This window comes from Nocardia carnea (assembly GCF_029869215.1).
Lineage (GTDB): Bacteria > Actinomycetota > Actinomycetes > Mycobacteriales > Mycobacteriaceae > Nocardia > Nocardia carnea_B.
This window is the reverse complement of sequence record NZ_JARWPM010000113.1, coordinates 1-15265: the sequence shown is the minus strand read 5'-3', so window position 1 is coordinate 15265 and position 15265 is coordinate 1. Positions and strand designations below refer to the sequence as shown.

The following is a 15265-nucleotide window of genomic DNA, read 5'->3' as shown; positions in this document are numbered from 1 at the left end:
CGTTATAAACCCGGGGGGCGAAAAACTCCTATATTGGGGGGGCCCCCAAAACCCGTTAATCCCCCCCCCCCCCCCCCCCCCCCACCCAATTATTCCCCCCCGGGCCGGGGCGCCCCCGGTTGGGGGGCCCCCCCTGCGCTGTGCCGTGGGATCGGACCGGGAAACCGGCCCGCCCATGGGCGCGAAGGAGAATGCGCCCTCACTTCCGGCTGTTCCCGCACACGGTGCATGATCACCACCGGAACTGGACCTCCGACCGATTACTCCCAACCCGACCCGGCGGCCACCCGAACTCCCGCCGGACCCGCTACCGTGTGTGCGTGCAGAATCTGTTGACCGACCGCGACCTGCTGGAATCCCTCGCGTTCGAGGTGGAGCTGGCCATGCGGCGCCACACCGAAACCGCCGACGAATGGCAGCCGCACGACTTCGTCCCCTGGGACGACGGCCGCAACTTCGCGTTCCTCGGCGGCGAGGACTGGGATCCCGCCCAGTCCGAGTTGAGCGATACGGCTCGGCTGGCGCTCACCGTGAGCGTGCTGATCGCCGACAATCTGCCCTCCTACCACCGGGAAATCGGAAAGTATCTGCGTACCGGCGCGTGGTGGCGCTGGGTGGGCCGGTGGACCGCCGAAGAAGCCCGGCATTCCGTCCTCATCCGCAATTACTTGATGGTCACCCGCGCCTGCGATCCGGTGGAACTGGAACGGCTGCGGATGGACCATATGACCACCGGCTTCCGCCGTCCCCCGCTGCACCTGCTCGATGTGCTGGCCGCCTGCGCGTTCGAGGAGACGGCGTCGGCGATCCGGCACCGCAACACCGCCGCACTCGGGGAGAACCCGCTGATCACCGCCATCGGTGAGCGGATCGCCAAGGACGACGAGATGCAGGCCGGCGTGTTCGCCGATCTGGTCGCGGCGGGTTTCAAGGAGGTACCGGATCAGGCGATGCGCGCCGTCGCCGATCAGGTCGCCGCGTTCGAGGTGCCCTCGCTCACCCTGCCCGACGGCCGCAGCAGCCACGAGGTCCTGGCCGAAGCCGGAATCTACGATCCGGCGAAACAGGACGAGCTGGTGTTCGCCCCGCTGCTGCGGCACTGGGATGTCTTCGGCCGCACCGATCTCGGCGAGACCGGCGAAGCGGCCCGCGCCGAACTCGCCCGCTTCCGCTCCTGATCACGCACCGCTGACGCCTCGCGCGCAGACCAGGAGGCGGGTACGCGCAACGTCCGCGACCGCTCACCGATTTGCGGTGAGTGGGGGTGACGAGGCTCCGGGTGGTTGTCATCCCCCGCCCGGAGCACTGCCGCATTTCGGCTCGAGCCGCCGCCGAGCCGCGGAAATCGAAGTACTCAGTCCTTGTCGATATTCGTCATGGACAGCACATCCAGGCGCCGGTCCAGTTCTTCCTCGCTGAGTTTCTCGCCGATCAGCCCGCGGTCGATCACCGTCTGCCGGATCGTCTTCTGTTCGCGCAGCGCCTGTTTGGCAACGGCCGCCGCTTCCTCGTAACCGATGGCCGAATTCAACGGCGTCACGATCGACGGCGAGGATTCGGCCAGCGTGCGCAGGCGCTCCGCGTTCGCGGTGAGCCCGTGGATACACCGGTCGGCGAACAGCCGCGAAACGGCCGCCAGCAGGCGGATCGACTCCAGCACATTGCGCGCCATCACCGGAATGTAGACATTCAGCTCGAAATGCCCGCCCGCGCCCGCGAACGCGACCGCCGCATCGTTGCCCACGACCTGCGCAGCAACCTGTGTAACCGCTTCCGGCAGAACAGGATTCACCTTTCCCGGCATGATCGAGCTGCCCGGCTGCAGATCCGGCAACTGCAGTTCACCGAGCCCGGTCAACGGCCCCGAACCCATCCAACGGATATCGTTGGCGATTTTCGTCAGGCTTACCGCGACCGTGCGCAGCGCGCCGGAAACCTCCACCAATCCGTCGCGCGCCGCCTGTGCCTCGAAATGATCCTCGGCCTCGGTGAGTGCGTCGATCCCGGTGGCGCGCACCAATTCCGCCACGACTTTCGCGCCGAACCCGGCGGGCGCGTTCAGCCCGGTGCCGACCGCGGTCCCGCCGATCGGCAGCTCACCGAGCCGCGGCAGCGTCGCCAGCAACCGTTCCATCCCCGCCGCCACCTGCCGCGTGTACCCGCCGAATTCCTGCCCCAGCGTCACCGGCACGGCATCCATCAGATGGGTTCGCCCCGATTTCACCACCGTCCGCCATTCCTGGGATTTGTCCAGCAATGCCAGCCGCAGATGCTCCAGCGCGGGCAGCAGATCCTTGATCACGGCCTCGGTCGCGGCCAAATGGGTCGCGGTCGGAAAGGTGTCGTTCGACGACTGCGACATATTCACGTGATCGTTCGGATGAACGGTCACACCGTTCTGGGCCGCGATCGACGCGATCACCTCGTTGGCGTTCATATTCGAACTGGTCCCGGACCCGGTCTGGAACACATCGATCGGGAACTGATCGTCGTGCCGCCCCTCCGCGATTTCCGCGGCGGCCGCGATCACGGCCTCCGCCCGCTCGGCATCAAGCAGCCCGAGATCGCGGTTGACGACAGCACAGGCACCTTTCAGCAGCCCGAGCGCCCGGATCTGCGCCCGCTCCAGCCCCCGCCCACTGATCGGGAAGTTCTCCACCGCCCGCTGCGTCTGTGCCCGCCACAATGCGTCCACCGGAACCCGGACCTCGCCCATCGTGTCGTGCTCGATCCGATACTGCGTCTCCTCGCTCATAGCCCGACCCTATGCGCGCACCGACCGAAGTTGGGGCGCCACGCGTGAGGTCTGGATCACCGGGCCGAAGGGCCGATGCGAGTCACCTCGGCGCCGCGGATACGGGGATACCCGACAGCGCAGCTGCCACGGCGCCGACTTCCGCCATCGACTTGTCATACATACCGTCCATGAGGACCAGCGGCGAGAGGTAGGTCTTCTTGTTCACCTTCCCGAGCAGAACCTGCCAGCTCGGGAGTTGGCGAAGGTAGACCTGGTCGTCGTGGAGCAGGAAGGCGAGCACGTACCTGCGGTCGCCGGCCGTAGCCCGGAGGGGCACGATCCTGATCTCATGCACGGCGTCCCAGCCGATCCGAACCCCGTCCTTCGGCGAATGCAGACCGTCGGCGTCGAGGATGGTGGGGTGCCCCGGAATCGACCAGGACAGCAAATGGCCGAGATACGCGATTACCGGAACGGCCGGAACCACGGCCGCCACAGCGAGGGCGGGCACCGAGTACACCAGTCCGATAGCGAGCGGTATCAGGACGAGCAAGAGGAAGGGGGGCATCATTCGCAGGACGCCGCTGGTCGGCACCCGAATTTCCAGCCTCTCCGGCGCTGCGGGTACGACGGACACGCGAGGCGTCCCGTGGCTGACGTTCAACAGGCGGATCAGCGCAACCTTGCGGCGATACTCGACAACCGAGGCGCCCAGCCACAACACGATGAATACGGCCCCGGCCGCCGCGATCGGCAGGATGTCCAGCACCATCAGCAGCCCGAGTGGCAGTCCCACAACCAGGCCGATCGGGATACCGATCAGGAGGTTCCGGGCAAGCGAGCGGCCGAGCTTGCGCTCCGCGTATGCCCTCCCGATTCGGTCGGTTTCGGGGTCGCCCGCAGGCTCTCCCCGCAATAGTGCCTTCCGGACGGAAGGGTCCAGATCGCGCCAGGTATTCATACGTATCCCTCGTTCAGCCGGCCTAAACCTCAGCCGATCCGTACAAGGTACGTCTCGGTCACCAGATTTGAAAAGGGGTTATGTCGCTTCAGGTGCCTGCTGGTTCCCGCGACAGCCGACGCCGGGCCCAGCACCACCACCCGTCAACGCTCGCCGGACTGGGGAGCCCAAATTTCCGGCCACTCAGCGTCGGACGAGGAGCTCGTCATTATGCGGCTCCTCCGCCATCGCGCGCAGCGTCGATTCAGGTTGCTGCCTTTTTGATCCGCGCGCCGAGTGCGTCCAGTTCGTCGAGGACGAGACCGGCGCCCCATACTTGTTCCCTCTTCCGGTTCGTCAAGGGGCGCAGCACTCCCGCCTCGTGCAGCCGATCGACGGCAGCGTAGGCACTGCTCGTGCTGAGCCGGAGCCGGTCCGAGACGTCTTCCGCGGTGATGACGGGCATGGCGATCAACGACGCCATGATCTTGGCGGCTGCGCTGTGGCTGCGCACCGGACCGGTCAACTCGCGCCACTGTTCTGGGATGCCGGCCAGATGACGCGCGGTCCTGCGGGATTCGGAAGCGGCTATGCGTGAACCGGCCGTGAACGAGTGCATCAGCGGCTCCGGATCACCCGTGCGGTAGGCGGACAGATCGTCGAAGTAGCGGTCCCGGTGAGCTACGAGCGCCGAGGCCAGCGGGACCACAACAGTGTTCGTCACGGCTCGGCGCCGGAGCACGCTGTTGATGAGCGCTCGACCGATGCGGCCGTTGCCATCGGTGAACGGGTGGATGGATTCGAACTGGGCATGCGCGATCGCAGCTTGGGCCAGTGCGGGGATGTCGTCCCGGTTGGCATAGCTGATGAGGTCTTGCAGGTAGTCGCCGACAGTTTCCGGCGGCGGAGGAACGTAGAGGGCGTCGCGTGGCGAATACTTGCTGCCTCCGATCCAGTTCTGCATATCGCGAACACGGCCGGCGTAGTCGCCGTCCGTCGGGTCGTCCCGCATGAGTTCGCGATGGGCCGCCGTCAGGTCGGCCAGTTCGATTCTCCGGGTGGTGGTGACCTTGGTCAGAAGTACGTCGGTGGCGGTCGTCGCGGCAACCATCAACGTGGCCGATGGGTTGGCTTTGACGCCGTGCAGCGCTCGCGCGTAGTCGTCGACCGCGGCGTCGATCTCCTCGATCCGGGAGGAGGCAACGCACTCGGTGCGCAGCAGTAGAGTCCCCAGAGCGCCGAGTACCGCAGGGTGCTCGGCGTCGAGTGCAGCGATTTCCTGCAACGCCGCTTCCATGTCGGCGGAGAGGCGCGAGGGCAGTCGAACGTCCGAGTCTGCGATGAACGGGGGGAGACTGACCTCGACTTCCCGCAGTGTCCGGTCGTGGCGAGTCCCGCCCCGGAACTGCTGGTGCCACGGAACCACCCGGCGCTCGTGCGGGGGCCAGTCTGCCTCGGCCATAGCTCCTCCGAAACTCGGAATGAAACGGCTGCTATTCCGAGTTTCATCCTAAACTCGGAATAGTGACTGCGCTAATCCGACTTACCGAGACCTGAGGCGCCGACCTCCCATTACGTGAGAACGCCGTGCGCGCGGCACCCGGGAGCGGCATAGTGAGTTACATCACCAAAGTAACCCGGTGTTTATCACTGCGCCCGCGTCGAACGAGGAGCTCGTCATGACCTACGCCAAGCCCGGTGCCGACGGCAGCATCGTCAGCTATGCGAACCGGTACGACAATTTCATCGGTGGTGAGTGGACCGCGCCTGTCGAGGGGAAATACTTCGACAATCCGTCCCCGGTCGATGGCGAGACCTTCTGCGAAGTAGCGCGCTCCACCGCACCCGATGTCGAACTGGCGCTGGACGCCGCGCATGCCGCCGCCGACGGCTGGGGTGCGACCTCCACCACCGAGCGCGCGAATATTCTCAACAAGATCGCCGATCGGATCGAGGAGAACCTCGAGGCGCTGGCGGTCGCGGAGACCTGGGAGAACGGGAAGCCCGTCCGCGAGACCAAGGCTGCCGATCTGCCGCTGGCGGTCGATCATTTCCGGTACTTCGCGGGGGCGATCCGGGCCCAGGAGGGCGGGATCAGCGAGATCGACGCCGATACGGTCGCCTATCACTTCCACGAGCCGCTCGGGGTGGTCGGGCAGATCATTCCGTGGAATTTCCCGATTCTGATGGCCACCTGGAAGCTCGCGCCCGCCCTGGCGGCGGGGAATGCGGTGGTGCTGAAACCGGCCGAGCAGACGCCGGCGTCGATCATGAAAGTGGTCGAGTTGATCGCCGATCTGCTGCCACCGGGTGTGCTGAACGTGGTGAACGGGTTCGGGGTGGAAACCGGGAAACCGCTGGCGTCCAGCCCGCGGGTGGCGAAGGTGGCGTTCACCGGGGAAACCACCACCGGGCGGCTGATCATGCAGTACGCCAGCGAGAACATCATCCCGGTGACGCTGGAACTGGGCGGGAAGAGCCCGAATATCTTCCTGCCGGATGTGACGGCCGCCGATGACGACTTCCTGGACAAAGCGGTCGAGGGTTTCGTGATGTTCGCGCTGAACCAGGGCGAGGTGTGCACCTGCCCGTCGCGGGCGCTGATCCATTCCTCGATCTACGACGAATTCATGGCCCGCTGCCTGGAACGGACCAAGGCGATTGTGAGCGGCGATCCGCTCGACGACGCCACCATGATCGGCGCGCAGGCCAGTAACGATCAGTTCGAGAAGATCATGTCCTATATCGATATCGGCAAGAAGGAAGGCGCCGAAATCCTGACCGGCGGCGGGCCGCGGTCGGTGGACGGCTACCCGAACGGCTACTACGTGGAGCCCACCATCTTCAAGGGCAGCAACGATATGCGGATTTTCCAGGAGGAGATCTTCGGCCCGGTCGTTTCGGTCACCACCTTCGATTCCACCGAGGAAGCGCTGAAACTCGCCAACGACACCCTGTACGGCCTGGGCGCCGGGGTGTGGACCCGCGACGCGAACACCGCCTACCGTCTCGGCCGCGGTATCAAGGCGGGCCGGGTCTGGACGAACTGCTATCACGCCTACCCGGCGCACGCGGCATTCGGCGGCTACAAGAAATCGGGTATCGGCCGGGAGAACCACGCCCGGATGCTGGACCACTACCAGCAGACCAAGAACCTGCTGGTGAGCTACTCACCGCAGAAGCTCGGATTCTTCTGATGCCGGAGCCGAACCGGGTGGAACTCACCACGGCCGCCGCCGATCTGCTGCACACACTGATCGCGCGGCACGGCCCGGTGATGTTCCACCAGTCCGGCGGCTGCTGCGACGGCAGCGCGCCCATGTGTTACCCGCGTGGCGAGTTCCGGGTCGGGGCGCAGGACGTGCTGCTCGGGCAGGTCGATGCGGACACCCCGTTCTGGATGAGTGCCGATCAGTACGAGTACTGGAAACACACTCATCTCACGGTCGATGTGGTGCCGGGCCGCGGAAGCGGGTTCTCCTTGGAGGCACCCGAGGGGGTGCGGTTCCTCATTCGCTCGCGCCTGCTCACCGACGAGGAGTTCCTACGGCTGGAAGCAGCGCCCGCGCCGAAGACAGGAGCCGATATCGGCGAATGAGCCGATCGCACGGCTTGCCACATGCCGGACCTCCGCTGATACGGGGTCCGGCACTTTCGTGAAAGGCTCAGGTGCACAACCACCTTCGCGCGAACAGCAAGATATTCGCTGGCCGGCTCCGCGGCATCCGGCGTAATCTCGGCGTGCCCGACCAGCCCGGTGTGAAAGCGAGTCGAAGGAATCAGTGGAGGCCGCGGTCACCGTCACCCCCGACCAACTACCCGATCTACTGCTCTCGCTCGCCGTCGTCCGGCCGGTGTTCCTGTGGGGCGCCCCGGGCATCGGAAAGAGCTCGCTGGTCCGCGGTTTCGCCGAATCCCTCGGCCTCGATTGTGTGACCTTGCTCGGCACCCAGCTGGCACCCGAGGACCTGATCGGGGTTCCGCAGATCGTCGACGACCGCAGCCGGTTCGCACCACCCGAGCTGATCGCCCGGCCCGAACCGTACTGCCTGTTCCTCGACGAATTGAACGCCGCCTCGCCGGAGGTGCAGAAATCGTTCTATTCACTCATCCTCGACCGCCGGATCGGCTCCTATGAACTGCCGGCCGGGTCGGTGGTGATCGGTGCGGGTAACCGCGCGACCGATAACGCCCTCGCCCGCCCGATGGCCTCGGCACTGGTGAACCGGATGGTGCACATCCATCTGCGCGCCGATGTCGATGATTGGCTGAAATGGGCCGCGCACAACGATATTCATCCCTGGATCGTGCGCTATCTGACCCAGCGGCCCGACCATCTGTGGTCACCGGCACCCAAAACCGAAGCCCCGTTCTCCACGCCCCGCGGCTGGCATATGCTCTCCGACGCCCTGCATTCCTGCGGCGACGATATCGACGACACCCGACTGCACATCCTGGCCGCCGGTACGCTCACCGCCGCCCACGCGTCCGGTTTCCGCTCGTATGTGAAAACTGTGCGCCATGCCTACGACCTGGACGCGGTTTTCAAGGGCGACGCCGACTGGCCGCGTGGCGCCGCCGATCGGGATCTGCTGTATTTCCTCTCCGAAACGTTCCGGGCCCGTCTGATCAAAGAACTGCCCGGGACCCGCGAACATCTCTCCCCCGCGGTCGGCCGGTTCGTGCTCCGGGCGAAGGCCCTGCTCGTCGAACTGGCCGAGATCTCGGTGGAATGCGCGCAGTTGGTGATCGCCTCCGACGAAACCGGTACGCCGGTACTCCCCTCCTGGTTCATGCTGGAGATCAGCCGCGATCTGCCGCGGCTCGCGGCCCGGCGGTGAGTGCGGATGGGCCGGGGCACACGGGCGAAACTGCCACCGTGGCAGCAGGCCGTTCTGGACGGCTGGCGCACCGTGACCGCCCATCCCGTGTTCCGCAACCTGGCCGCGGGTAGCCTGCGCACTTTCGACGAACACCTCGATGCGCAACTGTGGGCGCGATTCGACGGCTATCTCGAATACCATCCGAAACGCCGCGCCACCGCCGAGGAATGGACCTGGGTTTTCGCACACTGTCTGCTACATGCCGGTTTCGGCCACCTCGATCCGCGGAACACCGTGCCGGGCAACTATTCCCGCGTCGTCGACACCCGCACCCGGCAACCGCGATTCGAGCCCACCCCGGCCTATCGGGCCGCGTGCTGCGCGGTGGTCGACCAATATCTCGAAACAATGAAAATCGGCCGCCGCCCCCTCGAGTTCCCGAGCGCGCCGTCGATTTCCGATGAACACCGGACGGCCACCCGCTGGCGGGATACGGCGATACCGGTCGAATACCAGCGCGGGGAGCACCCCGATTTCCATCTCCTTTCCGCGGAGGAAGCGAAACGCGAGAACTATATGGAACGGTTCGCCGCCGGCCTCGCCCTCGCCGCCCGCGACGCCCTGGCCACCGCGGGTGGCGAACATACCGCGGACGGCCTGCGGCCGAAGCAGCCCTGGGACGCGGCACTGAGCTGGTTCGTTTCCTCCTTTCCACTGCTCGGCGCGCTGGCCGCGGGGATGACGGTGGTCGCCGACACCGAACTCACCCGGCAGTGGGAAATTTCGATCGCCGCGGTGAACGCCGAGGTCGCGGAGATCTATATCAATCCGCTGGCGGGGCTGAGCGCCGAACAGTGGCGTTTCGTACTGGCCCACGAAATGCTGCACGCCGCATTGCGACACGGGGAACGCAACCAATGGCGCGACCCTTACCTTTTCAATGTCGCCTGCGATTACGTGGTGAACGGCTGGCTGGTGGAAATGGGTGTCGGTGAAATGCCCGACGGCCTGCTCTACGACCAGGAACTGCGGGGTTGCTCCGCGGAACAGATCTACGACCGCCTCGCCACCGATCTGCGCCGCCTGCGGAAGGTGGCGACGCTGCGGGGCCGCGGGCTCGGCGATGTGCTCGGCGAACCGCTCCCGCATCCCGGTCGGGCGGGGCGCTATGTCGATCTCGACGAGTACTACCGCAACGCGCTGGTCACCGGTTTGGCGTATCACCTCGACAGCGGCCGGGGATATATTCCGGCCGCCCTCGAACAAGCCATCCGGGCCCTCGATCAGCCGCCGGTGCCGTGGGACGCGCAGCTGGCCCGCTGGTTCGACGAACACGTACCCGCCACCGAGCGGCGGCGTAGCTACGCCCGGGCGTCCCGCCGGCAGGCCTCGACACCCGATATCCCGCGACCGGCGTGGGTCCGGCCGGAGGACAATGTCCGGCTGCCGACCTTCGGCGTGGTCCTCGATACCTCGGGGTCGATGGACACGACGCTACTCGGGAAGGCGCTCGGCGCGATCGCCTCGTACGCGGTGGCCCGGGATGTGCCGCGCGCCCGGGTGGTGTACTGCGACGCCGCCGCCTACGATGCGGGATATCTGCCGGTGGAGGATATCGCGCGCGGAGTACGGGTCCGCGGCCGCGGCGGCACCGTACTACAACCCGGGATACGGACGATCGAACGCGCGACGGACTTCCCCGAGGACGGCCCGATCCTCGTGATCACCGACGGACAGTGCGATACCCTGCGGATACGGCATGAGCATGCGTTTCTGATGCCCGCCGGCGCCGCATTGCCGTTCCGTCCGCGCGGCCCCGTCTTCTACCTGAAGTAGCGGCCCTACGAGGGCAGATCCGGCGACTGAACACGTCAGGAATGCTCGCGCAGATACTCCAGATAGAAGCCGCGCAGCGCCTCGGCGAGCTCGCCGTCACCGGCGTGCATGTAATCGTCGAGCATGGGCACCACCCATTTGATATCGGCTTCGCTCTCACCTACCCGGCCCGCTGTGGCCTCCGCGGCGGGTATCCGGGTGAGCAGCTGCCAGAGGAAACGGATATCACCATGCCGTACCGCGAGCTTGACCGCGCGGTCGTGCAGTTCCTTCGACGAGAGACTCTCCAACTCCTCGTTCGCGCCCATACCGCCGACTCTAATCGCGCGTGTGGTCCGGCGTCCGCCTTTGCGGGCGCGGCGGCCGGCACCGCGTGGCGCCTGCCGGCCCGGCCGCCCCCATGATGCGATGACGTGATGACCGACGACGACTTCTCCGTCCCCAGCGGGTTCCAGGTCAAACGGGCCTACGAGGCGCCGGAAACGGACGACGGCTACCGAGTACTGGTGGACCGGCTGTGGCCTCGCGGCGTAACCAAAGACGCCGCCCGGATCGACGAATGGGCCAAGGACATCACCCCGTCGACCGATCTGCGCCGCTGGTTCCACGAGGACCCGCCCGGCCGGGGCGAAGAGTTCGCGGACCGCTACCGCGAAGAGCTCGCGAACCGGGATGCCCGGGAAACGCTGGTCCGGCTGCGCGGGCTGGCGCGGACCAATCCCCCGGTCACTCTCGTCACCGCGGTCAAAGAACCCGGGAAAAGCCATATCCCCGTGCTGATGCAGGCATTGGGAGAATAGCGGGCAACGCGGCCACCAAGTGGGCTGGCGATACTCACGGGCGGCAGGCGGCCTGCGCATCTCTCGCTGCTCGCATACACGGTGCGGGGGCGCAGGTCTACCGCGAGGTCGGCGGTCACAGTGCGGCGCTCGTACACGTCCGGTGCACGCGCCGCGCACCGCAACTGTGCGGCCGTCCAGGAAACGGTACCCAGCAGACCTCGACGGCGCGCCGGGCTCGAGAGGGTTGGCGGGGATCGCCGGCACTGCGAACGAGCGATCGGTGTCGATCGAGGGCGAACCCGGAGCGAATCCGAGCCTTGGACAATCTGTGACGGCAATACCCGATCAGCATCGGCCCGAACCGTTGAATACCGTTATCTACCTGCAGAAACGCTGCGTTCACAGGGTGCGTTCACACCGAATTCATCAAACCCTCCCGCATTTCTTCGAGCGCGAAGGGCCTGGTACGGGGTAGCTTCGAGATGGCGGGTCGCGCGTTGCGGCTCGCTCGGGAGGTCCTGACCGTGACTGAGAAACTCAGTACGAGGGGGCCGGCACCCGGTCCTCGTGGCCGCTGACGCACCGCGCCAGCCGCCATCCGGACCTACCGGCCCAGCGAGACTGTCTGTGTGGGTGCCGCGCAGACCATAGGAGCCTACCGTGACTGATAATCGCTCCGTATCCGCCCCCTCGGCGACTTCTCGCTCCATTCAGAAAGGTTTGAAGACCTTCGTCATCGACACCTCCGTACTGTTGTCCGATCCCTGGGCGGTGACCCGGTTCGGCGAACATCAGGTGGTGTTACCGCTGGTCGTGATCAGCGAACTCGAAGGTAAACGGCACCACCACGAACTCGGCTGGTTCGCCCGCGAAGCCCTGCGCATGCTCGACGATCTGCGCCTGGCCCACGGCCGGCTCGACGAGCCGCTCCCGATCGGCACCGAAGGCGGCACGCTGCAGGTGGAACTGAACCACACCGACCCCACGGTGTTACCGGTCGGCTTCCGCACCGAGAGCAACGATTCCCGCATCCTGGCCTGCGCGCTGAACCTGGCCGCCGACGGCCGCCATGTGGTGCTGGTATCCAAGGACATCCCGATGCGGGTGAAGGCCAGCGCGGTAGGTCTGCGCGCTGAGGGTTATCACGCGCAGGACGTGGTGACCTCCGGCTGGTCGGGCATGGTCGAGATCGATACCGCCTCCGAAATCGTCGATCAGCTCTACAGCGAATCCGTGGTCGACCTCGACGAGGCCCGGGAACTGCCCTGCCACACCGGGGTTCGGCTGCTCGGCAGCAGTTCGAGTGCCCTCGGCCGGGTGACCGCCGACAAGCGGGTGCAATTGGTGCGGGAACGGGAGGCGTTCGGGCTGCACGGCCGCTCCGCGGAACAGCGGGTCGCCCTGGATCTGCTGCTCGACGAAAGCGTCGGCATCGTCTCGCTCGGTGGCCGCGCGGGCACCGGTAAATCGGCGCTGGCGCTCACCGCCGGATTGGAAGCGGTGCTGGAGAAGCGCACTCAGCGCAAGGTCGTGGTGTTCCGGCCCTTGTACGCGGTAGGCGGGCAGGAACTCGGCTATCTCCCGGGTACCGAGCACGAGAAGATGGGCCCGTGGGCGCAGGCCGTTTTCGACACCCTGGACGGGCTGGCCAGCCGCGAGGTGATGGAGGAGGTCCTCAGCCGCGATATGCTCGAAGTGCTTCCGCTGACCCATATTCGCGGCCGGTCGCTGCACGATTCGTTCGTGATCGTGGATGAAGCGCAATCGCTGGAACGCAATGTGCTGCTCACCGTCCTCAGCCGGTTGGGCAGCGGCTCGCGGGTGGTGCTCACCCACGATGTGGCGCAACGCGACAACCTGCGGGTCGGCCGGCACGACGGCGTCGCGGCGGTGATCGAGAAACTGAAGGGTCACCCGCTGTTCGCCCATATCACGCTGACCCGTAGCGAACGGTCGCCGATCGCGGCGCTGGTCACCGAGATGCTGGAGGAATACGCGCCCAACGCCTGAGCGCGGTAGCGGGCGGCGCCTTCCCCCGACCGGGGACGGTCCGGGGAGCGCGCCGCCCGAGCCGACGAAAACCACCTGACCAGGCCGTTCGAGGGTTGCCCGCGAGGCGCCCTCGAACGGCCGACCTCAGCGTCACGCGTCCGCTGCGGAAATTGCCCGGCGAACGGGCTCAGCGGCCGAGCAACGCCTTGACAACTCCCACCGCGGTGCCCCGCAGGAAGTTCTCCCAGCTGAAGTGGTCGTGCCAGAGGATGATCCGGCCGTCGACGAGTTCGAAGGTGCCCATCACCCAGAACTCGATGGTGAGGGGACCGAAGCGCAGGAAATCGGTGCGGTCGGTGAGCACGATCGCACCGTCGGCGGCAATATGGTGCATTGTCGCGGAGAACCCGAGATTGTCCCGGTCCAGCCCGCGTAGCAGCTTCCCGACCCGCCGCGCACCCCGCACATCCGGTAGCGAGGTGTTCTTCCAGACGATATCGGGATGCACCAGTTCCAGTGCCTCGTCGATCGCGCCGATTTCCATGGCGTTGAAGAACTCGCGGACCGTGGTGACGGCATCCTGGTTCAACTCGGTTTCCATCACCCGAGCGTAGAGCAGGCACCTCGGCCCCGCTGGTGCGGCGAACGAATTACCGGAGCCGCAAGCCTGGAACCAGTTCAGCTCGACCTCGTCGAACCGGATGACTCCACCGGCTCGGACGTGTCCGCCGGCGCCGGTGGAGTGCAGGCCGGTATCAGCCGAGGAGGTTCCAGTCCTCCAGGTCCTGGTACAGCGGGAAGTCCTGGGCGAGTTTCGTCACCCGGGCGCGCAGGGCGTCGAGGTCGGCGTTGCCGGCGAGGGCGGTGCCGATGATATCGGCGACCTCGGCGAATTCGGTATCGCCGAAACCGCGGGTGGCCAGGGCGGCGGTGCCGATGCGCAGACCGGAGGTGACCATCGGGGGGCGGGGGTCGAACGGGACGGCGTTGCGGTTCACGGTGATACCGATCTCGTGCAGCAGATCCTCGCCCTGCTGGCCGTCGATATCGGAGTTGCGCAGGTCGACCAGAACCAGGTGCACATCGGTGCCGCCGGTGAGGACGCTGACCCCGTTACCCGCGACATCGGCGCCGGTGAGCCGTTCGGCGAGAATCTTCGCACCGGAGATCGTGCGCTGCTGCCGTTCGGCGAACTCCGCGGTGCCCGCGATCTTGAACGCGACCGCTTTGGCGGCGATGACGTGCATGAGCGGGCCTCCCTGCTGGCCCGGGAACACGGAACTGTTCAGCTTCTTCGCGTAGTCCTGCTTGGCCAGGATCAGGCCGGACCGCGGACCACCGAGGGTTTTGTGCACGGTGGAGGACACGACATCGGCGTACGGGACCGGCGAGGGATGCAGCCCGGCCGCGACCAGCCCGGCGAAATGCGCCATATCCACCCACAGGTAGGCGCCCACCTCGTCGGCGATCTCCCGGAACGCCGCGAAATCCTGGTGCCGCGGATACGCCGACCAGCCGGCCACGATCACCTTCGGCCGCGATTCGCGCGCGATCGCCCGGACATTGTCCATATCCACCCGGTGATCCTCTTTGGACACACCGTAGGAGTGGACCTCGTACAGCTTGCCGGAGAAGTTCAACCGCATACCGTGCGTGAGGTGGCCGCCGTGGGCGAGGTCGAGGCCGAGCAGCCGGTCGCCCGGATCCATCAGCGACATCAGCACCGCGGCATTGGCCTGCGCGCCCGAATGCGGCTGCACATTGGCGAAATCGGCTCCGAACAGCGCCTTCGCGCGCTCGCGGGCCAGATTCTCCACCACATCCACATGCTCACAACCGCCGTAATAGCGGCGGCCGGGGTAACCCTCGGCGTACTTGTTGGTGAGGACACTGCCCTGCGCCTGCAGCACCGCGCGCGGCACGAAATTCTCCGACGCGATCATCTCCAGGGTGTCGCGCTCACGGGCGAGCTCACCCGCCATCGCGGCGGCGAGCTCCGGATCGAGCTCACCGAGAGATTGGGTATTGACAGAGGCGGTCGTCTGCGTCACGGCGCCAGTCTATGTTCCTGGCGCCGCCTCCGGCGTCGCCGGGCGGTTACCAAGGCGCCGCCACCGGCGGCGCCGGGTGGGGGGGCGGCGGGGTGGGGGGGGGG

13 protein-coding genes are annotated in these 15265 nt (G+C 66.5%); 7 read left to right on the top strand and 6 right to left on the bottom strand.

What is annotated here, in order from left to right; all coding sequences use genetic code 11:
* Positions 1-320: 320 nt before the first annotated feature.
* A complete protein-coding gene (locus tag QH276_RS06865) occupies positions 321-1178 on the top strand; it encodes an acyl-ACP desaturase (RefSeq protein WP_280401438.1) in 858 nt (285 codons plus the stop codon).
* Between the two features lie 176 nt (positions 1179-1354).
* Here the strand turns inward: QH276_RS06865 and QH276_RS06860 are convergent, their stop codons facing one another.
* The 3 genes from QH276_RS06860 to QH276_RS06850 form a co-directional block, all read right to left on the bottom strand.
* Positions 1355-2755, bottom strand: a complete 1401-nt coding sequence (locus QH276_RS06860; RefSeq protein WP_280401437.1) for a class II fumarate hydratase — start codon at positions 2753-2755, stop codon at positions 1355-1357.
* A gap of 82 nt (positions 2756-2837) precedes the next feature.
* Positions 2838-3698, bottom strand: a complete 861-nt coding sequence (locus QH276_RS06855; protein ID WP_280401436.1) for a hypothetical protein — start codon at positions 3696-3698, stop codon at positions 2838-2840.
* A 244-nt stretch (positions 3699-3942) separates the two neighbouring features.
* The gene (locus QH276_RS06850; protein WP_280401435.1) at positions 3943-5139 is read right to left on the bottom strand and encodes a Fic family protein; all 1197 of its coding nucleotides are present in this window, start codon (positions 5137-5139) and stop codon (positions 3943-3945) included.
* A gap of 217 nt (positions 5140-5356) precedes the next feature.
* Here QH276_RS06850 and adh point away from each other — a divergent pair, with 217 nt between their 5' ends.
* The 4 genes from adh (at position 5357) to QH276_RS06830 (ending at position 10336) form a co-directional block, all read left to right on the top strand.
* Positions 5357-6874: an aldehyde dehydrogenase gene (adh, locus tag QH276_RS06845; protein WP_280401434.1), complete on the top strand. Its 1518-nt coding sequence runs from the start codon at positions 5357-5359 to the stop codon at positions 6872-6874.
* Positions 6874-7275 (top strand): DUF779 domain-containing protein, encoded by a 402-nt coding sequence (locus QH276_RS06840; RefSeq protein WP_280401433.1) that lies wholly within the window; start codon positions 6874-6876, stop codon positions 7273-7275. Before adh ends, QH276_RS06840 begins: the two co-directional genes overlap by 1 nt.
* Before the next feature lie 184 nt (positions 7276-7459).
* Positions 7460-8518, top strand: a complete 1059-nt coding sequence (locus QH276_RS06835) for a MoxR family ATPase (RefSeq protein ID WP_280401432.1) — start codon at positions 7460-7462, stop codon at positions 8516-8518.
* Positions 8519-8524: 6 nt separating this feature from the next.
* Positions 8525-10336: a vWA domain-containing protein gene (locus QH276_RS06830; RefSeq protein WP_280401431.1), complete on the top strand. Its 1812-nt coding sequence runs from the start codon at positions 8525-8527 to the stop codon at positions 10334-10336.
* Between the two features lie 35 nt (positions 10337-10371).
* Here the strand turns inward: QH276_RS06830 and QH276_RS06825 are convergent, their stop codons facing one another.
* A complete protein-coding gene (locus tag QH276_RS06825; RefSeq protein ID WP_280401430.1) occupies positions 10372-10644 on the bottom strand; it encodes a hypothetical protein in 273 nt (90 codons plus the stop codon).
* A 108-nt stretch (positions 10645-10752) separates the two neighbouring features.
* On the opposite strand from QH276_RS06825, the gene QH276_RS06820 reads away from it, so the two are divergent.
* Both QH276_RS06820 and QH276_RS06815 read left to right on the top strand, forming a co-directional pair.
* Positions 10753-11136 (top strand): DUF488 domain-containing protein, encoded by a 384-nt coding sequence (locus QH276_RS06820; RefSeq protein WP_280401429.1) that lies wholly within the window; start codon positions 10753-10755, stop codon positions 11134-11136.
* A 642-nt stretch (positions 11137-11778) separates the two neighbouring features.
* Entirely contained in the window at positions 11779-13128 is a 1350-nt protein-coding gene (locus tag QH276_RS06815) for a PhoH family protein (RefSeq protein ID WP_280401428.1), read from the top strand.
* A 169-nt stretch (positions 13129-13297) separates the two neighbouring features.
* Here QH276_RS06815 and QH276_RS06810 read toward each other — a convergent pair whose 3' ends face one another.
* The gene (locus tag QH276_RS06810) at positions 13298-13711 is read right to left on the bottom strand and encodes a limonene-1,2-epoxide hydrolase family protein (RefSeq protein WP_280401427.1); all 414 of its coding nucleotides are present in this window, start codon (positions 13709-13711) and stop codon (positions 13298-13300) included.
* A 154-nt stretch (positions 13712-13865) separates the two neighbouring features.
* A complete protein-coding gene (gene glyA, locus QH276_RS06805) occupies positions 13866-15161 on the bottom strand; it encodes a serine hydroxymethyltransferase (protein WP_280401426.1) in 1296 nt (431 codons plus the stop codon).
* Between the last annotated feature and the right edge of the window lie 104 nt (positions 15162-15265).

What these genes read in the sequence shown, in the direction of transcription:
- QH276_RS06860 (WP_280401437.1), bottom strand. Translation starts at nt 2,755, where the DNA reads ATGAGCGAGGAGACGCAGTATCGGATCGAGCACGACACGATGGGCGAG.
- QH276_RS06855 (WP_280401436.1), bottom strand. Translation starts at nt 3,698, where the DNA reads ATGAATACCTGGCGCGATCTGGACCCTTCCGTCCGGAAGGCACTATTG.
- QH276_RS06850 (WP_280401435.1), bottom strand. Translation starts at nt 5,139, where the DNA reads ATGGCCGAGGCAGACTGGCCCCCGCACGAGCGCCGGGTGGTTCCGTGG.
- adh (WP_280401434.1), top strand. Translation starts at nt 5,357, where the DNA reads ATGACCTACGCCAAGCCCGGTGCCGACGGCAGCATCGTCAGCTATGCG.
- QH276_RS06840 (WP_280401433.1), top strand. Translation starts at nt 6,874, where the DNA reads ATGCCGGAGCCGAACCGGGTGGAACTCACCACGGCCGCCGCCGATCTG.
- QH276_RS06830 (WP_280401431.1), top strand. Translation starts at nt 8,525, where the DNA reads ATGGGCCGGGGCACACGGGCGAAACTGCCACCGTGGCAGCAGGCCGTT.
- QH276_RS06825 (WP_280401430.1), bottom strand. Translation starts at nt 10,644, where the DNA reads ATGGGCGCGAACGAGGAGTTGGAGAGTCTCTCGTCGAAGGAACTGCAC.
- QH276_RS06820 (WP_280401429.1), top strand. Translation starts at nt 10,753, where the DNA reads ATGACCGACGACGACTTCTCCGTCCCCAGCGGGTTCCAGGTCAAACGG.
- QH276_RS06810 (WP_280401427.1), bottom strand. Translation starts at nt 13,711, where the DNA reads ATGGAAACCGAGTTGAACCAGGATGCCGTCACCACGGTCCGCGAGTTC.